The organism is Thermohalobacter berrensis (assembly GCF_003609645.1).
Lineage (GTDB): Bacteria > Bacillota > Clostridia > Tissierellales > Thermohalobacteraceae > Thermohalobacter > Thermohalobacter berrensis.
Window position 1 is genome coordinate 322,633 of sequence record NZ_MCIB01000001.1, and the last position, 19,893, is coordinate 342,525.

Below are 19,893 nucleotides of genomic sequence, written 5' to 3' on the forward strand. Positions count from 1 at the left end.
ATTTAATTTAATAATTTATAGAATATTTCTAAAACTTCTTTAATTTTTTCTTGATTATAAATCGCTACAAAAATTGTATCATCTCCTGCTATAGTTCCAACTATTTCTTTTAGATCCATTGTATCTATAGCTGAACCTACAATTTGGGCAGCACCAGGTAATGTTTTTATTACTAATAAATTCCCTGCTACATCAATAGATGTAACAGAATTTTTAAATATTTTAATTAATCTTTCACTTATTCCCTCTTGATTTTGTCCAATTGCGGCATATTTATATTTACCATTTTTAGTTAAAACCTTTACAATTCTTAATTCTTTTATATCCCTTGAAATTGTCGCTTGAGTTACATCTATTCCAGCTTGCTTTAATTTTTCAGCTAATTCTTCTTGAGTCTCGATATCATAATTTTCAATTAATTCTAAAATTTTAGCTTGTCTGGCATATTTCCTCAAAATTTTCACTCCTTTAAAGGCAACTTTAGTTTCCAATATTTATTATATCAAATGTATAAATATAAAAAAATGTATTTTTTCACTTTTTTCATATGAAAATATTTAACTTTTTTTAACATTTTATCTTAGAGATTTTTATGGGAACTGTCTACAACTGTATCAATTAAACTTTCTGCCATAATATTTAAAGACTTACCATTAATAATATGAGCTAAATATTCTATATTACCTTCAGCGCCTTTTATTGGAGAATAGGTTAAGTTATTAAATATAAGGTCATTCGCCTTACAAAATTCAAATATATCATGTATAACCTCTTTATGTACATTTTTATCTCTAACTACGCCTTTTTTACCTACCTTTTCCCTACCTGCTTCAAATTGAGGTTTTATTAAAGCAACTATTTGTCCATTTTCTTTAAGTAAATCTTTTACAACAGGCAAAACCAACTTTAAAGAAATAAAAGATACATCTATTGTTGCAAAATCTGCTAATTCACCAATATCATCTTTTTTAACATACCTTACATTTGTTCTTTCCATTGGTATTACTCTATTATCTTCTCTTAACTTCCATGCAAGTTGTCCATATCCTACATCTATTGCATATACTTTTTTAGCACCATTTTTTAACATACAATCAGTAAAGCCACCAGTTGAAGCTCCTATATCTAGAGCTATCTTATCTTTAACAGATATTTCAAAACTATTAAGGGCTTTTTCTAACTTTAATCCTCCTCTACTTACATAAGGTATTGGATTACCTTTTACAGTTATATTACTTTCTACTGTAACTTTAGTTCCAGGTTTATCTATTCTATCCTGATCTATAAAAACTAAGCCAGCCATAACTATTTTTTTAGCCTTTTCTCTGCTTTCCGCAAAACCTTTTTTTACTAATAATACATCTATTCGTTCTTTTTTCATGATAACTTCTACCCTTTCATTTTATTTTTTATTAAAGTTATTATACTATCTACATCTAATTCATACAGTTTATATAATTCATCAACGTTACCATGTTCAATAAATCTATCTGGTAGTCCTAAGTTAACAACTTCTCCTTTATAATTATTCTTAATTAGTAAGTCATTTATTTTACTACCAAAGCCTCCAACTTTCACATTATCTTCAATAGTAATTATTGTCTTATGATGGTTTGAAATCTCTATTATCATGTTTTCATCTAAAGGTTTAACAAACTTTCCATTAACAAGAGTTATATTAATTCCTTCATTTTTCAATTTCTTTACAACTTCATATCCATTTTTAACCATTTTCCCTATAGCAATTATTGCTATATCTTTTCCTTTTTCTAATATTTCACCTTTACCTAATTCTATATTGTAACTATCAGGATAATCTTTTGATAAGTCCCAAGCATAACCCCTTGGATATCTTATTGCTAATGGTTTATCAAAGTCTACTGCAAACTTCAACATTTCAACAAGTTCTTTCCCGTCTTTAGGTGCCATTATTGTAAGATTAGGAATATGAGATAAATACGAAAAATCAAATACACCATGGTGTGTTTCACCATCTTTACCCACCAAACCTGCTCTATCTATGGAAAATACAACTGGTAAGTTTTGAAGACATACATCGTGTAAAACTTGGTCATATCCTCTTTGAAGGAAAGTAGAGTAAACAGCAAAAAATGGTTTATACCCATTTGAAGCAAGGCCAGCAGCTAAAGTAACACCATGTTGTTCAGCAATCCCAACATCAAAAAATCTTTTTGGATAATTTTCCTTAAAAATATCCAATCCCGTACCACTTGGCATTGCAGCAGTTATAGCTACAATTTTTTCATTGTTTTTTGCTAATTCATTCAATGCATTTCCAAATATTTGAGAAAATTTTATTTTTTTATCGTTCTTATTTGGTTTTCCAGTTTTGATATTAAAAGGTGATACACTATGATACTTATCAGGATTTTCTTCTGCAGGTTTATACCCTTTACCCTTTTTAGTAACTGTGTGTATGAGTACTGGTCCTTTTATTTTTTTAGCCCTATTTAATACATCAACTAACTCATATAAATTATGACCATTTACAGGACCAAGGTATTTAAAGCCTAATTCTTCAAAAATTATTCCTGGAACTAGAAAATATTTAAGACTATCTTTTGCTCGCTCAGCAGTCTTATATACCCTTTTCCCTATTGCGGGAATACTACTTATAATACTTTCAAAATCCTCTTTCATTCTAGAGTATGTTGGTGCTGTCCTAATTCTATTTAGATGTTTTGATAATCCTCCAACATTTTCAGATATAGACATTTCATTGTCATTTAGTATTATAATTAAATCACTTCCTACATCACCAGCATGGTTTAATGCTTCAAATGCCATGCCTCCTGTCATTGCTCCATCGCCAATTACACATATTACTTTATAATCTTCACCTTCAAGGTCTCTAGCAAGAGCATAACCTAATCCTGCTGATATAGACGTTGAACTATGTCCTGTTTCAAATATATCATGTTCACTTTCATTTCTCTTTGGAAAGCCACTTATCCCTTTAAATTGTCTAAGGGTGTGAAATTCATCTTTTCTACCAGTTGCTATTTTATGTACATAAGCCTGATGTCCAACATCCCAAATTATTTTGTCCTTTGGACTATTAAACACTTTATGAAGTGCTAAAGTCAATTCTACAATTCCTAAGTTTGACGCTAAATGTCCACCAGTTTTTGAAACCGTTTCTAAAATAAAGTCTCTAATTTCATTTGACAAACTCTTAAGCTGCCTAATATTTAATTTTTTTATATCCTTTACATTTTTTATACTTGGTAATAGTTTTTCCATGCTATTCATCTCTCTTTCTTTTCTTATCTTTCTTTAGTTTAGGTAATATATCAATACCTAACTTTGTATCTAATAACATAAAAATTTTTGAGGTGTAAAAAATTATTAAATTAGCATTTTTAATCGCTATTTCTTTTCCTAAAGCTTTACCACCAACAGTTAATGAAGCAATAAAACCACTCATCGCAATACTTAAAATTGTTCCATTCTTAAAACCATATACATTAATTAATTTAAACACAATTACTGTTCCAGCAGCACCACTAATTATTCCACAAATATCCCCAATAACATCATTACAGAAGTTTGAAACAGGCCCAGCATTTCTAACTAGTCTTAATGAGTATTTACCTTCTAAAACTTTATTAGCCGCCATTGAATTAAAGGGTTTTTCATTTGCTGCAGCAACTGCAATTCCAATTAGATCAAAAATTACTCCTAAATGAATAATAATAATTAAAGTTACAAATGCTGTAATTATATCAAACTTTCTCATTAAATTTTCAGATAATGTACTTACAGCAATTGCTAATAGAAAAGTCCATATTGATATTAGTAATACCCATTTAATATTATATTTTTTTAATTTTTTATTTTTATATTCAGGTTTCTTTTTTTTTCTATTAGCCAAAATAAGAACCTCCATTTTCTTATATAGAAATAAAGCTGATAGCATATGGCTATCAGCCGTACTCGGAATGATAGTATATTAGGTAAATCTTGCGGCTTAGGTCCAGCAGGATTTCCCGAATGGAAACTGCCTGTCGCCAAAACAGCGGTTTCCCTTTAATTCCATTCCTATCATGTCACCATTGATAGAGCTGGATCACCACTTAGTCCGCACTGTAATCCCTAATATACCTCCGTTCACTAGAACAGTCTAGAGGTTTTCCCTAACAGCCATGCTGATTCCTAGCCTCTTTTGCAAAATAGGTTTCAATAGCATTACTCCTCATCCTACGGGCCCATAGGATTTAGAGTTAACTATTTTCCACCTATTTCACTCAAGGCAGGCTACGCTGCATACAGCATCAAACTGTCGTGCAGGTTTTCTCATAACACTTCGCAGTGTTATGAGTCTCACGGAGGTAGGGTCAACGCCCACATGCCTTTGTGGATCGCCCCAGCCTCCTTTCTCCCAGAAACGACCCCCAACTGGGCGTCAGCAGCCGTAACCAGGAGCTTCATCGATGTGCCCTTTAGCGGATTTTTAGCCCCGCCTTCAGAATCAGCTGGTCTGACTAGAATACTGTATCATTCCGAGCAAAATTCATTATAACATAGTCATATTCTTATTTCAAACATCTATTATTTTCAACATAATGAGAATATAATTAATAATATTTATAAAGCTCTAGTAGTCTCTATTTACAAGATATTTAGCCAATTCTACAAAAAAAGAAATGTCTTTTTGATTAAAAATACTTAATGAATTAATCGCTTCTTCACATAGTTCTTTAGTCTTGTTTATAGAGTTTTCTAATCCATACAAGGAAATATATGTTGATTTATTTTTTTCTTCATCACTTCCTATATCTTTACCTAACTTTTTCATATCACCTATTGTATCTAATATGTCGTCCCTTATTTGGAATCCTAGACCGATGGATTTTCCATATTTTTCTAAAGCATTTATTTCATTATCACTAGCACCTCCTATGATTGCACCTGAAACAATAGAAGCTTCAATTAATGCTGATGTCTTATGTTTGTGAATAAAATCCAATGTATCAGCATCTATTTTAGTGTTTTCAGATAAAATATCTACGACTTGTCCACCGATCATCCCATAGACACCTGCAGCAGTTGCTATTTTACTAAATGCTTTTATTAATCTATGATTATCTTTGTTGTTTTCTAATATAGCTTCATTCATTACTTCATATGCAAAATTTAATAAACCATCCCCTGCTAAAATTGCCATTGCTTCACCATAAACCCTATGGTTTGTTAATTTACCTCTTCTATAATTATCATCATCCATTGCTGGTAAATCATCATGTATTAAAGAATAGGTATGTATCATTTCTATTGCTAATGCAAAAGGGATGGCTGGTTTATAGTCTCCACTTATTAATTCACAAGTCTTAAGCGTTAGAATAGGCCTTAATCTCTTTCCCCCAGCAAAAATGCTATACCTCATAGAATCAAAAACTTTACTCTGGTATTTATTATTACTTTTAGGCAAAATTTTATCTATATTATCTTCAATTATTTTTTTATACTTTTCAATTTCTCTTTTTAATTCCATAGTGTACTATTCATCCCCTTCGAATTCTTTTTCATCAATTTCTCCATTCATTTTTTCAAGAATAAGCTTTACTTTACCTTCTGTATCATTTAATAAACTATTACAATATTTGTATAACTTAATACCCCTTTCAAAGGTAGTTAAAGAGTCATTTAAGTTTAAGTTCCCTTCTTCTAACTTTTCAACAATTTTTTCTAATTCCTCTATAGCCTCTTCAAATGTCTTATTTATCTTCTTATCATTCATATATCCCATCTCCCTTTAGATCTGCTTTTAAACATATCTTTTTAGCTTTTATTCTACCATCTGATAAAATAAGATCAAACTTATCTCCATTATTTAAATCTTTTACAGATTTAACAATTTTTCCATTATTTTTAACAGCTAAAGAGTAACCCCTTGATAAAACAGATAAAGGACTTAATACATTTAAATTACTACCTAATTTATCTACCTTTTTTCTAGAGTTATCTTTAAACTTTTTATAGGCATTTATTAAGTCTTTAGCTAAATAATCAAGTCTTTGCCTATTTTCATTTACTAATTTAACTGGAGAAAAATATATTAAATTTTCGTTTAATTTCTCTACTAATGCACTTTTTTCGTTTATATATCTATCATAGCAAAATATCAACCTAGAGGAAAGTTCATCAAGTCTCTTTTTTAAGTCATTAGCATTAGGTACTGCTAGTTCTCCAGCGGCTGATGGAGTAGGTGCTCTTAAGTCAGCTACAAAATCTGCTATAGTAAAGTCAGTTTCATGTCCTACAGCTGATATAACTGGAATTTCTAATTCATAAATTGTTCTTGCAACATCCTCCTCATTAAATGCCCACAATTCTTCAATAGAACCTCCACCTCTACCTGTAATTATTAGATCAATATCATTTCTTGAATTAAAATATTTTAATCCCTTACAAATCTCTATATGTGCCCTTTCCCCCTGCACTAAAGCAGGATACACAACAATTTCGGCTGTAGGTAGCCTTCTTTTTATAACTGTAATTATATCTTTTATAGCAGCTCCTTTTGATGAAGTTACAACACCTATTTTTTTGGGGATATATGGTATTGGCTTTTTCCTTGACTCATCAAATAATCCTTCTTTTTTTAGTTTTTCCTTTAAGCGTTCAAATTCTATATAGAGTTCTCCTACTCCTTTAGTTACCATTTCCTTAACGTATAACTGATACTGTCCATTTCTTTCATATACTGAAATATACCCTTTTACAATAACACTCATACCATCTTCGGGAGTAAACTTTAATCCACTACAATCATTACTAAACATTACACACTTAATTCTACTATTTTTATCTTTTAAAGAAAAATACATGTGTCCACTATAATGATGCTTAAAGTTTGAAATTTCTCCTTCTACACTTATATTGTATAATACAGGATCATTATTTAATAGTTTCTTAATATATCTATTTATCTCACTAACTTTTAAAGGCTTAATATTCATTTTTAATGCCTCCGTTTATATTTCACTTTATCATACTTAAATACGCTATCCCAACAGCATTATCCGTACAATATCTACTATCAGGAAAATATATATGTCCAATTTTATTTTTTTCAACCTTATTTTTTAGCATATACCTAATATAAGAGTTCGATGCTACCCCTCCAATAATTAATACATTCTTTATATCATACTTTACTAAGGCATTTTTTAGTATTTTTTTTAATGAATATCCAACAACATAAAATAAGCTTTTAGCTAAGTTTTCTGATGAATATTTTTGACTTTTTATTAATTTTTTAAAATAGGTCTCTGGACCAGAAAAATTTATCCATGTATCATAAACACTAATAGGTAATTTTGCATCAATCAATTTTCCATTTTTAGATATTTCATCTAAATACTTTCCAGAAGGAAATGGATAATTTAAATCAACACCGATTCTATCAATTAACTGACCTGCGCTTATATCCTTAGTACCTCCTATAATCTCTATTTTTAAATTTCTTTCCTCATTCTCTACTAATAATAATTCAGTTGTACCTCCAGAAATATGTAAAGCTAAAAATCTATCTATACTATTAATTTTACTTTTAAGAATTCCTGAAGCAATATGACCTTCTTGATGACTAAATTCTTTATATGCTACTTTTAAAACTTTGGATAATATATAAGCTTGTCCTTGACCAACTCTAAAAACTGGCATGTATGAACCTTCAAGATTTCTTGGTTTAACACTAGCAGCTACAGCTTTTACTTTATTAAGATCAATTATACGTGTAAGTTCATCTATTAATTCTGGAATATTCAGTGTATGCTGAAAAACAGCTTCTTGTTGTCTTAAACCTCTATTCCCCTTTTTAACCTTTAGATTTTTTCTTAAATCAGCAATAATTTCTCTTTTATCATTTATTACTGCAATTGAAGTAGTATAAGCACTAGTATCAAAACCAATATAATAATTATCCATTTCTATCCTCCATCTCTTTTACATAACCACCTAATATACCATTTACAAACTTACTTGATTCTTCAGTACTGTATTTTTTGCTTATTTCAACGGCTTCATTTATTGATACCTCTATAGGTATATCTTCTCTAAACATTATTTCACAAATAGCAATTCGCAAAACAGCTAAGTCAACTTTAGCTAATCTTTCTAATTTCCATTTATGAGCATATTTACCAATATAATCATCTATTTTTTCTAAATTATCTATAATCATATTAGCTGTATTTACTATATAACTTATCTCATCTTTTTTTAACTTATTATTCTGAACAAAGGATTCTACTGCTTCATGAGTAAATTCATCCTTTAAATCCATTTGATATATTAATTTCATTGCAGCTTCTCTTGCTATTTTTCTACTCATTTGTATCCTCCTTATTTTTATTTAGTTTTTGTTATACTCTGTATAATATGTAAAAAAGTCTTCTATTAAAAATAGAAAATTCTCAAGGTTGATTTTTTTGAAACACATAACTAAAATTATATTTTATTTACTATATTTTTTGATTATAATTTCCTAAGTGTTCTAAAAAGAGAAAAAAGTCAGTTAATTATTATATAATATTTAATTAACCCTCTGAAAAATCAGAGGGTTCTTATCTAAATTTATTTAACTTTTTGCTGTTCATTTTCCTCTTCAGGATTATCTTTCTTTTCCTTTTCAAAGCTTACTCCCTGTACATGTATATTAACCTCAACTACATTTAAACCTGTCATTGTCTCAACAGCATTCTTTACATTTTCCTGAATTCCCCAAGCTACCTCTGGAATTTTAGCACCATACTCTACAACTATGTATAAATCAATGGCAGCTTCCCTTTCTCCTACCTCAACTTTAACTCCTTTGGAAAGGTTTTTTCTACCTAACATTTCTGCAATTCCGCCGGCTATTCCACCACTCATTCCAGCTACACCATCAACTTCTGTAGCTGCTATACCTGCAATAATTCCAACAACTTCATCTGCTATTTTAATTTGACCATATTCTGAAGTATTTTTATCTAAATCTGACATATATTACACCCCCTGGTTGCTTTCACTTATTCATAGTTATTATATCAAATCCCTTATATTTTTACAAACTAATTAAACTTTTTCATAATCTTTATATTTGAAGGCTCAATATTAGCTTCATTTTTTATTATTTCAAGGATTTGCATAACTTCCTGCTCGTTTAACTCATCAGCATCTACTACTATCCTTGCACTATTTTCTTTTAAAAATACTAATGCATCTTCAAAGCCCTTTGCTTTAATCAAACCTTCTATATACAATTCCTTTTCAGCTAATTTACCAATTCTTATAATCTCTTTTTGAGCTTGGCTTCTTATTTCTTGTTCAGTTTTTTCATTATTTATTATTTCCTTTAATCGATCAATTAATCCAGCTCTTAATTTATCCCTTGAAAGCCTATATTCTATAAAATAGTTTCTACTTTTCCTACTACCTTCTCTACTTATTGCTTCTTCAATATGGTTATTTGTTTCCATTGTTAATTCTGAAACTTGACTTTCTGTACTTTCAACTATTTCAATATCTGAATCTTCTATATCTACATTTTTTCCAGAAGTCTCCTCTAAATTAACATTGTCTAACTTTTGAACTTCATTTAATTTTGTTTGTTCATGTTGTTGATATTCTGCAGATGATTCTAAAAGGGATTGCTTTGTCAACTGATGATTAATATAACCTACAACAATTAGTAAAATAATTAATGAAACTAAAAGAATAGTTTTTTTCCTAATTACCATACTTATACCCCCTTTTAATCTTTAGGATATATTTCTACTCTATTACCTGATATACCTAAGACTGTCTTTACTGCAGTATATAGTTTTTCTTTTACTGCTAAATCCTCTGCTCCTTCTGCTACAACTATAACACCTTTAACTTTCGGCTTTACTTCCTTTATTACAACAAGTGAATCATTATTTTGATTACTTACAACAACCTGTTCTGTATAGTCTTGTTTTATTACTTCTCTAACACCTCCTTGAGAATCCTTTTCTTTCGTCTTTTCTTCAGTTTTAGTTGTATTAACTGCTGGAATTCTCTCAGCAGAATCATAAAGGGTTATCATGACTTCTACCTGACCGACACCCTTTATTTGACTTAGTACTGTTTCAAGCTTTGATTCTAATGTAGATGTGTAATTATTAATAAGGCTATAATCCTTATTTATATTTTCATTTTCCAATCCTTTAAGGGAATTTTCCATAACTGCATTATTATCAGGTTCAATAAATGTACTTACACCAATTAAAATAATTAAACCTATAGAGAAAACAGTTATTATTGTTGTAAAAACCTTGTTGGATTCTTCTTTATTAAAAATATTTTTAAACTTATCAAAAAAGTTCATCTAACCATCCCCCTTTAATTTTAATTGGCCATATAGAGCAATATATTTTCTTTTGGAATTTTAAATGCATCTGAAATTTTTGTCTTAATATCATATAAGTTATTTATTGTTTTTAGTGATTGTTTTTCTTTAGTAGTTTTTAGACTTACTTTTATATTCTCAATAGGATCTACTTTAATGTCTCTAGTTTGATCTTCTTTTTTATCATTATTTAAAAATATAATTTTTACCTTTTGTAAACTACCAAATTTTTTACTTTCCATGTCATCTATAATCTCTACTGAAATATCTTTTACAGTATATTTAGTATAGGAATCGAGTAAATTTTTTAAATCATTTTTTACTTTGTCTTTATAAAGTCCTATAACTTGAGTTTCTCTTAGATTCTGAAATTCTTCCTTTTTTATTTGACCACTTCTATAACTACTTTTAATCTGTTTAAACACTTCTTTTTCTATATCTATGTCTTCAGTTAACAGTTTTATGAATGGATTTACTAAAACTACTATTATAGTTAAACCAATAATCACATTTATATATCTTTTCATTGAACTATTAGGCAGTAAAATTTCTATAAAAGTTACAAAAACAACAACAGTAACTATATTTATAACCCAATTTTTTAGAAAATGTATCAATATATCACCTACCTCATCAATAAGGTTAAGTTCCCGGCTCCTATAATTATGGATATTGAAATAAAGAACATTACACCTACTGAAGTAACTGTAGCAAAGATTAGGAAAATCGAATTGCTAATCTCATTAAGACAATCAACAATTTTACTATCTGAAATGGGTTCAATTACTACACATACAACTTTATATATTAATATCAAAGACAATAACTTTATTATTGGAATAATACACACTATAAAAAGAGCTATCAATCCTACAACTCCTACTGCATTTTTTAAAACCATTGAACATCCAACTACTGTATCCATAGCATCAGATATAAACCCACCAACAATTGGTATGAAGGAGTCAACTGCAAATTTAGCGGTTCTAATTGTAAGACCATCAACTTTAGCAGTTGTAGCTCCCTGAATAGACATAACTCCAATAAATATTGTCATAGTAAATCCAATAATAGCAATAGATATTTGCCGTATTAAACTAGACAGTCTACTAATTTGTATTCTTTCAGACATTTTGCTTACTATACCTATAATTGCTGAAAAAAATATTAATGGTAATATAATATCTTTCATAAGGGTACTAATAACACTTACTGCTCCTAAAATAATTGGTTGAAATAGTGCAGATGATGCAATTCCCCCAACAGCTACCAACAGAGTAATTAAGACAGGAAGTAAAGCTTGAATAAATACAACCATATCTTCTATTGCTTGCTTTCCTATACCCATACCTATAGTAAAACTTTTTATTGCTATAGATAATAATACTAGATAACATACATAAAATGATAATTTGCTTATAGTATTTTTTTCAAATGCACTTTGCAAGTTAGTTAATATGGCAAAAATAATTGATAAAATCAATAGTTTCCCTAATAAGTATGAATTGGCTATAACTTCATTAAAAATTATCTTTAATATTCCTGTCAAAATTTCTTCAACATTTATAACTTGTTCTCCCTTGATTAATGAAATTATAAATTGTTTAAATTGTATTTTTGGTAGATATTGATTGCTAGTATTATTAATTTCTACAATCAATTTTTGTAATTCATCCAATCTTAGGTTTTTTAATTGTTCATCAATAATTTTTTCAGTATTGTCTATATCATCACAAAAAACAATAGAAGGTAAAATAAGAATTAAAGTTAAAATAAGAATAGTTTTTCTTAACATCTTCATCTCACCTTATGGTAATATTTTTAATATTAACTCTAATAATGCCATCAAAATTGGTACAGATAGGACTATTATTAATACCTTTCCAGCTAATTCAATTTTTGAAGCTATGGCTTCTTCTCCGGCATCTCTTGAAACTTGAGCACCAAATTCTGCTATATAAGCTATCCCTATTACTTTAAGGATTGTTGATAAATACATAAATTCTATATCTAATCTATTTGCAAGATTACTCATTACTCCGATTACGTACTTTAATTTACTTACTACAAAAAGGAAAATTATTAATCCTGTAACAATACTTATTTGTAACGCAATTTCTGGCTTTTGTTGCCTCAAAATAACTGCTATTACTGTAGCTATAATTCCTAAACCTACAATCTGAATTATTTCCATAAGCATCTTCCCCACTAATAAAGGTTAAATATAGTTCTAACATTTTCAAATAATTGACTTATTAGATTAATTACCATCATTAATACTACAATTATACCTACCAATGAAGTCATCATAGCTTGCTCTTCTCTTCCAGCTCTAATTAGGACTTGATTTAAAACTGCAACCAAAATTCCTATGGCTGCTATTTTAAAAATTAAACTTACATCCATAAACTATATCTCCCTTCTATAAAAGTATTATTACAATAGCTAATCCGGTTAAGACACCTAAGTTTTTATATAGTTTTTCATTTTTCTTTTTCTTTTCTTCTGCTTCTTTTTGTTGTGTCTGTATTTGTTTTAAAACTAGTTTAAAATGTTTTTGTTGATCATCTCTATTTGAGCTTCCTAAAACCCTTCCCAGCGATAAAATAATTTCAATATCTTCATCAATTAAATGGAGATTATTCTTTAAAATATCTTTTATATAAACAAAGCTATCATAAATATCGTAAACTTTATTAGATTTTAAGTGATCTTTTATTTCTTTGAATATAAACGAAACTTTCTTATTTCCTTTTCTATATACATTATCAAGTGCTTCAGGTAATGGTGTAGCAGAATATATGACCTCGCTCTCTAACAATTGAATACAGTTTTGCAAAAATATTAGGTTATTTAATCTCTTTGAGTACCTACTGCCTAAGTAAAATCCAAAAAAACTACATGATATTACAATCATGAGACTGCCAATTATTTTTAGTATAAACAGCATATTTAAAATCACCGTCCAAGATAGATTTGAAATTATTCCCATCTAATATATCTTTTATTGTTCCCACTCCTTTAGAATTATCTAATATTATAATTCTCTTAAAAATTTTTTCATTTATAATCTGCCTTAAATTTGGTTTGGTTTTTATATCATTTATGTTTTCACCGTGGACTGTTGCTATAATTTTTACACCTGCCTTTAAAGATTCATGTATCGCTTTTATATCTTTCTTGTCACCTATTTCATCTGTTGCTATAACATAAGGGGACATAGCCCTTATTAAAATCATTATTCCATCATGTTTTTTACATCCATCTAAAATATCAGTTCTTGGACCTAAATCATTTTGAGGTACCCCCTTAAAAACACCCCCTATTTCAGATCTTTCATCTACAACCCCTACCTTTAATCCTCTAAAATTTAATTTTGGTACACCTGTACTGATATTCCGGACTAAATCCCTTAGTAATGTTGTTTTTCCACATTGAGGTGGAGAAACAATTAAAGTATTATAAATTGAATTGGGTTTTTTTATGATATATTTAATTACTTTATTAGATATCCCAACCTTTTCTCTTGCTATTCTTATATTTAATGAAGCAATTTCTTTTATAATTTCTATCCCTTTTTCTCCATAAACTGTTTTTCCTGTAATTCCAATTCGATGTCCTCCTTTAATTGTTATAAAACCTCTTTTTATATCATCTTCTACTGCATAAACTGAGTAATTACACAATAGTCTAAAAGTTTTTTTAATATTTTCTTCTGTTACTATGTAACTATCTCTATCTCTTTCATTTAACTTACCTCTTTTATCTAAAAAATAATCTGACCCTTCCAAACATATCATTAGAGGTCTTCCAATCCTTAATCTGATTTCTTCAACCTTGTCTTTAACTCTTTTGGGAATTTTATCCATGATTTTTGCTATATCACTATCTAGTAATTCTAGTATTTCTTTATATTTAGTAGGATTTCTCTGAAACTTACTATTCCCATAACTTTTTTTAAGAAAATTTGTATTCATTTGTTCCTTCATAACATGTCCCTCCTTATATATATAAGTATTTATTTTTGATGTATAATATGCCAATTTTATACATAAAAAAAACACCCACTAATTGTGGATGTATATAATTTATTTACATTTTTATTTTGTGGTTTTTAATTATAGATTTTATTTAAAAAGAAAAACTGATGCCTACACATCAGTTTTTCTAATTTTCGTCATCTTCATCATTATATTCAGTTACTATTCTTTCGTGGCAATTAGGGCATTCAGTATCATCATCGATCATATCATCTTCTATATATAATATTTCATTACAATAAGGACATTCTAATTCAATATAATCTACATCATCGTCGTAAAAATCATATTCATCTTCAAAAATAGCTTCTTCAACATCTGCTAAATCTTCATCAATTACGTCTACATAATTTTCTAATTCTAATTGTTCCTGTTCTAAGTCTGATATTGCATCTGCAAAATCCTCAAGGGCTTCAACAATATGTATTAATAATTTGCCCTCTTTAGTATTTTGGTCTAGTTCTAATCCATCTGCAAGACCTTTTAAATAAGAAATTCGTTCATAAAGATAATCCAATTTCTCTCCTCCTCTACTGAGTCTTTCACAAAAATATTATTTCCTAAACTCTAGATAAATACTCACCTGTTCTTGTATCAATTTTTATAGTATCACCTATATTAACAAAAAGTGGCACTTGGACAACTGCTCCAGTTTCAACCTTTGCTGGTTTAGTTCCCCCTGTGGCAGTATCTCCTTTTACTCCAGGGTCAGTTTCAACAACTTCAAGTTCTACGAAGTTAGGTGGATCAACTTGGAAAGGCTTACCTTCATAAAACTTCATAATTGCAGTATCATTCTCTCTAATAAACTGTAGAGCATCCTTAACCTGTTCATAATTTAATGGTAGCTGTTCATATGTTTCTGTATCCATAAAATAATACAATTGTCCATCATTATATAAATATTGCATTTCCTTAGTTTCAATATGAGCCCTTGGGAATCTATCTGTAGGATTAAATGCCACTTCTTTTATAGCTCCTGTCTTTAAATTCTTTATTTTTGTCCTTACAAAAGCAGCTCCTTTACCTGGTTTTACATGTTGAAAGTCAATTACTTGATAAATTTCTCCATCCATTTCAAATGTTAAACCTTTTCTAAAATCTCCTGCTGAAATCATATTATTACCTCCTACTCTAATTATTTATTTCTAATAATTGTTTTGTAGATTTAGATAAAACTTTGTATCCATCTTCAGTTACTAAAACTAAATCTTCAATTCTAACTCCACCAAAATTAGGTATATATATACCTGGCTCATCGGTTATAATCATACCAGGTTGTAACTTTATCTTACCCATTTCATGTTGGCTAAGGGTTGGAAGTTCATGAACTTCAAGACCTACACCATGACCTAACCCATGGCCAAATCTCTCACCATATCCATTATTAGTTATTATATCCCTAGCTATTTTATCTATTTCTAAGCCTGTTAATCCTGGTTTAATAGATTTTAAAGCTTCCTGTTGAGCCTTTAAAACTATTTCATATATTTCTTTTTGTTTTTCGCTTGCCTTTCCCATAACAAAGGTTCTAGTCATATCAGAACAATAACCCTTATATTTACACCCCATATCTATAGTAACAAAGTCGCCTTCTTCTATAACTTTTTCACTTGCAACACCATGTGGCATTGAAGACCTATAGCCAGACGCTACAATAAAATCGAAGGAAGGTCCTTCAGCTCCATTTTTCCTCATAAAAAATTCTAATTCAAGGGCAACTTCTTTTTCAGTCATTCCAGTCTTTATAGTTTTTAATATGTACTCATATGCTTTATCAGTTAACTCAGCAGCCTTTTCTATTAATTTAATTTCTTCATTGTCTTTTATCATTCTAATTTTAGTTATAGTTCCTTTTAATGGAATTAATTCTATATCAGTAAGTTCTTCCTTTAGTTTATTAATAAATTGATATGTGGCAAAATCATCCTCAACGCCTAATTTTTTTACACCTAATTCTCTTAAAATATCGTATAATTTATAATCTTTACTAATTTTCTTAATTTCATAACCATCACATTGTTTATTGGCTTGCTCAGTATATCTAAAGTCTGTCGCAAAGATGTTTTTATTCTCTGTTATTATTACAAAACCTGTTGTACCTGTAAAGCCACTTAAATACCTCCTATTTTCAGGTTTGAATACTATAACAGAATCTATATTTAATTCTTCAAATTTATCTCTTATTTTTTTTATTCTAATATTCATCAAATTCCCCCTATCACAATAATAAATCCCTTAAAGCTTCCAAAGCCAAAATATAACTATTGTATCCAAAACCAGATATTTGCCCAGTACATACAGATGCTATAACTGACTTGTTTCTAAAATGTTCCCTCGAATATATATTTGATAAATGTACTTCTATTACTGGAATTTTAAGAATTTCAATAGCATCCCTTATGGCAATACTATAATGGGTATAAGCACCAGGATTTATAACTACACCATTATATCTTTCATAGGCTTCCTGTAGCTTAGTTATAATATCTCCTTCATTATTAGATTGATAAATGTCTATATTAAAATTTAATTCTTTTCCTTTTTGTATAATTAAATTATTAATTTGTTCTAAATCTTTTGAACCGTAGATATTTTTATTACGTTTTCCTAGCATATTTAAATTAGGTCCATGTATTATTAATATATTTTCCATTATACCTAAACCCTTCCTGATTAACTTTCCTATTATATATTACCATAATTCCTATTATTTGAATAGAATTAACTTTATTTTTATGTAAAATAAATTATTTATAAACTTATTAAAACTAGTTTTTACAATTGTATATTTTTAATACTTCATCAGCTACTTTATTAATTGTCTTATTATCTATATTAATTACGTAATCAGCACTATTATAATACAGATCATTTCTTTCTTTTAGTAATTTTTTTACTTTCCTTTCCCATTTCTCATTCCCTAATAAAGGTCTATTTACTGAAGATTTTTCTAAATTCATTAATATAGTTTCAATACTACCATTTAGTAAAAAAATTAGCCCATTCTCCTTTAAATACTTTATATTTTTATTATTAAGAATAATTCCCCCACCTGTTGATATAATTAAGTTTTTTTTATTATATATCTCTTTTACTATTTTTATTTCCTCATTTCTAAAAAATTTTTCACCATAAAGTTTAAATATTTCACTTATCTTTTTATTATTTTTCTTTTCGATTTCAATATCGATATCAATAAACTTCCTATTTGTAATTTCAGCCAAATATTTACCTACTGAAGTTTTTCCTGTACCCATAAACCCTATCAATACTATGTTCGGTTTTACCACTATATCACCAACCCAATCATTCGTCATTATGTCTAGGATTATCTGCTACTATTTTTATTGCTTTAACTATTTCACGTATTATATCGGTTTCAAACTGGTTTTTTAATTCATTTATCTTAGCATATACCTCTCCTTTATATGTTACTACATATTTAGGTGGTAAATTATTTAAAGCAATTGCTGTAACATCTAATTTGCATTTTTCACATTTACATATTCCCTCTTGTTTTTCAATTATTTCCTCTACCTTTTTATGCACTACAATCTCCATATAATTATGTAATTTCATAAATATACCTCCAAACATATATTTTTATCGTATTGCTGGAAGTGGATGTATTTTTACATTTAAATCACTTACATATTCATCTAAAGTTATAGAATTTTTTATTGTTACAAGATCATTACTATATTGTTCATCAATATATGATTTAAATGTATAAACTAAAATATAATAATCATCCATTTCTTCACTTTCATTAGAAATAAGAATATTATACACTTTCTCATTATCAATATCTTTTATTATTGATACTTGGATATCTTCAATCAACCGCTTACTTTCATCATTTACTGCATACACCTTTATATCTGGGGCATCAATAATTTCTATTTTTGGGTTACCTTCATTGTTTAAATGTAGAATAATATCAGAATCTTTATTATATAATTCCATTAATATACCTAAATTAACATTAAATTCACTTACTACTTCTACAACACCTCCTTCACTCTCAAGAAAGTTATTATCAATCGTTTTTCCTTCTATATATATTCCATGCTTAATCATAGTATTTTCTATTTTACCATCAGGAGATACCTTAACTGTAAAACTTAATGCTGGGATTTGTAATGTAGATTCTGTCCCGTCAAAATCTATATATGTTAAAGTAGAAGAACTGTTTCCATTTTCATCAATACCTAAATTATATATTCCAACATTAATTGATTTAACCTTAATCCAAAACTCAATTGGATCTGCTGTAAACTTATTTGTTCCATAATCAAATTTATAAGTAATATCACCTATATACCCTGTTACAGTTTGTCCATCTGTTTCTAGATTGGCTGGTGTATCAATAACTTTTATACCATCAGGAAATCTTTCTTTAAAATATATGTTATGTATTACTAAATCACTATCTATAAAATTTGCAATTTCCTTATATATTTCCTCTAATTCATTCCCATCTTTAGCTTCAAGGTAATTGCCTTCAGCAATTGATACAATCTCCTCTAATTTTTCCTTCCCTACATCATCTCCAAATCCTACAACGTAAGATTTTATATTTAACTCTCCATTAGCAATTAATTCCTCAGTAACTTTTTTGGCATATTCAAAACCTTTTTTATTATTTTTATGACTCTTATAACTATCACCATAATCTAAATAGTAATCTCCCTTTCTTTTACTATATGACGTTGGATAGCCATCGGTCAATAGTATAATATACTTATCTGCATCTTTATTTCTAGAATTTAATAATTTGTAGTAGGCTTTTCTTAACCCATCTCCAATATTGGTCGTGCCTCCAACCTCTAAATTTTCTATGTCATTTATTAAATCTTCATATTGAGTAAATTCCTCATTATTTATTTTATATTTTGTTTTATCTGCTAATCTTGCAAAATCTTGTTCATTATATATATATTCTTGAGCGTAGTCACTATATGAAATAAGGGTTACTTTTACCTTTTCATTATCCTTTAATTTTACTAGAAAGTCTTTTGTAACTTTCTTAACAACATCTATTTTTTTCTCCTCATTATTTTCACTTTCGTCATTTTCATCATCTCTATCATCTTTATCTTTTTTCTTTTTGTTGCCTTTACTCCATTTTTTCTCTTTATTTTCTTTACCTTTCTCTTTATCAAAGTTTATTTCTTCATCCATACTATCTGATGTATCAATTACTAGAACGATTTCTTTATCTTTTATGTAATTTTCATAATCTACATTTTCAAGCGATAAATCTTTAGGTTGTATAGTGTAGTTTATATCAAATTCTTCGTTAACTTTAAATTGATTTTTATCTATAAATCTGATTACATTTATTGGAGCTTTTACATTATCAATTGTTTCTCCATGAATATGATTTAAACTAGTTAATATAAAGGTAAAAACTAAAAAAAAATACATTATGCTCTTTTTAAAGGGACTGTTAAATTTCATAGATTTCAC

Annotated in this window: 25 protein-coding genes; all 25 read right to left on the bottom strand. The window is 28.4% G+C overall.

What is annotated here, in order from left to right:
• Positions 1-2: 2 nt before the first annotated feature.
• Positions 3-464, bottom strand: coding sequence for an arginine repressor (locus tag BET03_RS01680; protein ID WP_279230307.1), 462 nt, complete (start codon positions 462-464; stop codon positions 3-5).
• A gap of 116 nt (positions 465-580) precedes the next feature.
• Positions 581-1,381: a TlyA family RNA methyltransferase gene (locus BET03_RS01685; protein WP_120166590.1), complete on the bottom strand. Its 801-nt coding sequence runs from the start codon at positions 1,379-1,381 to the stop codon at positions 581-583.
• 8 nt (positions 1,382-1,389) lie between these two features.
• Positions 1,390-3,264, bottom strand: coding sequence for a 1-deoxy-D-xylulose-5-phosphate synthase (gene dxs, locus BET03_RS01690; protein ID WP_120166592.1), 1,875 nt, complete (start codon positions 3,262-3,264; stop codon positions 1,390-1,392).
• Position 3,265: 1 nt separating this feature from the next.
• Positions 3,266-3,895 (bottom strand): hypothetical protein, encoded by a 630-nt coding sequence (locus tag BET03_RS01695; protein WP_243096830.1) that lies wholly within the window; start codon positions 3,893-3,895, stop codon positions 3,266-3,268.
• 723 nt (positions 3,896-4,618) lie between these two features.
• Entirely contained in the window at positions 4,619-5,515 is an 897-nt protein-coding gene (locus BET03_RS01700; RefSeq protein WP_120166594.1) for a polyprenyl synthetase family protein, read from the bottom strand.
• 6 nt (positions 5,516-5,521) lie between these two features.
• Positions 5,522-5,761, bottom strand: coding sequence for an exodeoxyribonuclease VII small subunit (gene xseB, locus BET03_RS01705; RefSeq protein ID WP_120166596.1), 240 nt, complete (start codon positions 5,759-5,761; stop codon positions 5,522-5,524).
• Positions 5,754-6,983, bottom strand: coding sequence for an exodeoxyribonuclease VII large subunit (xseA, locus tag BET03_RS01710; protein WP_120166598.1), 1,230 nt, complete (start codon positions 6,981-6,983; stop codon positions 5,754-5,756). Before xseA ends, xseB begins: the two co-directional genes overlap by 8 nt.
• 22 nt (positions 6,984-7,005) lie before the next feature.
• Positions 7,006-7,953 (bottom strand): tRNA (adenosine(37)-N6)-threonylcarbamoyltransferase complex transferase subunit TsaD, encoded by a 948-nt coding sequence (locus tag BET03_RS01715; protein WP_120166600.1) that lies wholly within the window; start codon positions 7,951-7,953, stop codon positions 7,006-7,008.
• Positions 7,946-8,359, bottom strand: coding sequence for a transcription antitermination factor NusB (gene nusB / locus BET03_RS01720; RefSeq protein WP_120166602.1), 414 nt, complete (start codon positions 8,357-8,359; stop codon positions 7,946-7,948). Before nusB ends, BET03_RS01715 begins: the two co-directional genes overlap by 8 nt.
• Positions 8,360-8,601: 242 nt before the next feature.
• Complete coding sequence (locus BET03_RS01725) at positions 8,602-9,009, bottom strand: Asp23/Gls24 family envelope stress response protein (protein WP_120166604.1); 408 nt, start codon at positions 9,007-9,009, stop codon at positions 8,602-8,604.
• 68 nt (positions 9,010-9,077) lie between these two features.
• Positions 9,078-9,746, bottom strand: a complete 669-nt coding sequence (locus tag BET03_RS01730; RefSeq protein ID WP_120166606.1) for a SpoIIIAH-like family protein — start codon at positions 9,744-9,746, stop codon at positions 9,078-9,080.
• 14 nt (positions 9,747-9,760) lie between these two features.
• A complete protein-coding gene (locus BET03_RS01735; RefSeq protein WP_120166608.1) occupies positions 9,761-10,357 on the bottom strand; it encodes a sporulation stage III protein AG in 597 nt (198 codons plus the stop codon).
• Positions 10,358-10,377: 20 nt separating this feature from the next.
• Positions 10,378-10,995 carry a stage III sporulation protein AF gene (gene spoIIIAF, locus BET03_RS01740; protein WP_183108673.1) on the bottom strand — a complete coding sequence of 206 codons (618 nt, stop codon included), beginning with the start codon at positions 10,993-10,995 and terminating at the stop codon, positions 10,378-10,380.
• An 8-nt stretch (positions 10,996-11,003) separates the two neighbouring features.
• On the bottom strand, positions 11,004-12,173 hold the full coding sequence (gene spoIIIAE / locus BET03_RS01745; RefSeq protein WP_120166612.1) for a stage III sporulation protein AE: 1,170 nt from the start codon (positions 12,171-12,173) through the stop codon (positions 11,004-11,006).
• A 12-nt stretch (positions 12,174-12,185) separates the two neighbouring features.
• Positions 12,186-12,572, bottom strand: coding sequence for a stage III sporulation protein AD (gene spoIIIAD / locus BET03_RS01750; protein ID WP_120166614.1), 387 nt, complete (start codon positions 12,570-12,572; stop codon positions 12,186-12,188).
• 14 nt (positions 12,573-12,586) lie between these two features.
• Positions 12,587-12,784 carry a stage III sporulation protein AC gene (gene spoIIIAC / locus BET03_RS01755; RefSeq protein ID WP_120166616.1) on the bottom strand — a complete coding sequence of 66 codons (198 nt, stop codon included), beginning with the start codon at positions 12,782-12,784 and terminating at the stop codon, positions 12,587-12,589.
• A gap of 16 nt (positions 12,785-12,800) precedes the next feature.
• A complete protein-coding gene (spoIIIAB, locus tag BET03_RS01760; RefSeq protein WP_341466496.1) occupies positions 12,801-13,370 on the bottom strand; it encodes a stage III sporulation protein SpoIIIAB in 570 nt (189 codons plus the stop codon).
• Positions 13,276-14,367, bottom strand: coding sequence for a stage III sporulation protein AA (gene spoIIIAA, locus BET03_RS01765; RefSeq protein ID WP_243096831.1), 1,092 nt, complete (start codon positions 14,365-14,367; stop codon positions 13,276-13,278). The genes spoIIIAB and spoIIIAA overlap by 95 nt, the downstream gene beginning before the upstream one ends.
• Positions 14,368-14,545: 178 nt before the next feature.
• Positions 14,546-14,935: a CD1247 N-terminal domain-containing protein gene (locus tag BET03_RS01770; RefSeq protein WP_120166620.1), complete on the bottom strand. Its 390-nt coding sequence runs from the start codon at positions 14,933-14,935 to the stop codon at positions 14,546-14,548.
• Positions 14,936-14,978: 43 nt separating this feature from the next.
• A complete protein-coding gene (gene efp / locus BET03_RS01775) occupies positions 14,979-15,536 on the bottom strand; it encodes an elongation factor P (RefSeq protein WP_120166622.1) in 558 nt (185 codons plus the stop codon).
• A 16-nt stretch (positions 15,537-15,552) separates the two neighbouring features.
• On the bottom strand, positions 15,553-16,626 hold the full coding sequence (locus BET03_RS01780) for a M24 family metallopeptidase (protein ID WP_120166624.1): 1,074 nt from the start codon (positions 16,624-16,626) through the stop codon (positions 15,553-15,555).
• A gap of 13 nt (positions 16,627-16,639) precedes the next feature.
• A complete protein-coding gene (gene aroQ, locus BET03_RS01785; RefSeq protein ID WP_120166626.1) occupies positions 16,640-17,074 on the bottom strand; it encodes a type II 3-dehydroquinate dehydratase in 435 nt (144 codons plus the stop codon).
• 115 nt (positions 17,075-17,189) lie between these two features.
• Positions 17,190-17,738 carry a shikimate kinase gene (locus BET03_RS01790; RefSeq protein WP_120166628.1) on the bottom strand — a complete coding sequence of 183 codons (549 nt, stop codon included), beginning with the start codon at positions 17,736-17,738 and terminating at the stop codon, positions 17,190-17,192.
• The gene (locus tag BET03_RS01795) at positions 17,728-18,000 is read right to left on the bottom strand and encodes a late competence development ComFB family protein (RefSeq protein ID WP_120166630.1); all 273 of its coding nucleotides are present in this window, start codon (positions 17,998-18,000) and stop codon (positions 17,728-17,730) included. Before BET03_RS01795 ends, BET03_RS01790 begins: the two co-directional genes overlap by 11 nt.
• Positions 18,001-18,024: 24 nt before the next feature.
• Positions 18,025-19,884, bottom strand: a complete 1,860-nt coding sequence (locus BET03_RS01800) for a vWA domain-containing protein (RefSeq protein ID WP_120166632.1) — start codon at positions 19,882-19,884, stop codon at positions 18,025-18,027.
• Positions 19,885-19,893 lie beyond the last annotated feature (9 nt).

Coding starts and splice junctions, on each gene's coding strand:
- BET03_RS01685 (WP_120166590.1), bottom strand. CDS start 1,381: ATGAAAAAAGAACGAATAGATGTATTATTAGTAAAAAAAGGTTTTGCG.
- dxs (WP_120166592.1), bottom strand. CDS start 3,264: ATGGAAAAACTATTACCAAGTATAAAAAATGTAAAGGATATAAAAAAA.
- BET03_RS01700 (WP_120166594.1), bottom strand. CDS start 5,515: ATGGAATTAAAAAGAGAAATTGAAAAGTATAAAAAAATAATTGAAGAT.
- xseB (WP_120166596.1), bottom strand. CDS start 5,761: ATGAATGATAAGAAGATAAATAAGACATTTGAAGAGGCTATAGAGGAA.
- xseA (WP_120166598.1), bottom strand. CDS start 6,983: ATGAATATTAAGCCTTTAAAAGTTAGTGAGATAAATAGATATATTAAG.
- BET03_RS01715 (WP_120166600.1), bottom strand. CDS start 7,953: ATGGATAATTATTATATTGGTTTTGATACTAGTGCTTATACTACTTCA.
- nusB (WP_120166602.1), bottom strand. CDS start 8,359: ATGAGTAGAAAAATAGCAAGAGAAGCTGCAATGAAATTAATATATCAA.
- BET03_RS01725 (WP_120166604.1), bottom strand. CDS start 9,009: ATGTCAGATTTAGATAAAAATACTTCAGAATATGGTCAAATTAAAATA.
- BET03_RS01730 (WP_120166606.1), bottom strand. CDS start 9,746: ATGGTAATTAGGAAAAAAACTATTCTTTTAGTTTCATTAATTATTTTA.
- BET03_RS01735 (WP_120166608.1), bottom strand. CDS start 10,357: ATGAACTTTTTTGATAAGTTTAAAAATATTTTTAATAAAGAAGAATCC.
- spoIIIAE (WP_120166612.1), bottom strand. CDS start 12,173: ATGTTAAGAAAAACTATTCTTATTTTAACTTTAATTCTTATTTTACCT.
- spoIIIAD (WP_120166614.1), bottom strand. CDS start 12,572: ATGGAAATAATTCAGATTGTAGGTTTAGGAATTATAGCTACAGTAATA.
- spoIIIAC (WP_120166616.1), bottom strand. CDS start 12,784: ATGGATGTAAGTTTAATTTTTAAAATAGCAGCCATAGGAATTTTGGTT.
- spoIIIAB (WP_341466496.1), bottom strand. CDS start 13,370: ATGGGAATAATTTCAAATCTATCTTGGACGGTGATTTTAAATATGCTG.
- spoIIIAA (WP_243096831.1), bottom strand. CDS start 14,367: ATGAAGGAACAAATGAATACAAATTTTCTTAAAAAAAGTTATGGGAAT.
- efp (WP_120166622.1), bottom strand. CDS start 15,536: ATGATTTCAGCAGGAGATTTTAGAAAAGGTTTAACATTTGAAATGGAT.
- BET03_RS01780 (WP_120166624.1), bottom strand. CDS start 16,626: ATGAATATTAGAATAAAAAAAATAAGAGATAAATTTGAAGAATTAAAT.
- aroQ (WP_120166626.1), bottom strand. CDS start 17,074: ATGGAAAATATATTAATAATACATGGACCTAATTTAAATATGCTAGGA.
- BET03_RS01790 (WP_120166628.1), bottom strand. CDS start 17,738: ATGACGAATGATTGGGTTGGTGATATAGTGGTAAAACCGAACATAGTA.
- BET03_RS01795 (WP_120166630.1), bottom strand. CDS start 18,000: ATGAAATTACATAATTATATGGAGATTGTAGTGCATAAAAAGGTAGAG.
- BET03_RS01800 (WP_120166632.1), bottom strand. CDS start 19,884: ATGAAATTTAACAGTCCCTTTAAAAAGAGCATAATGTATTTTTTTTTA.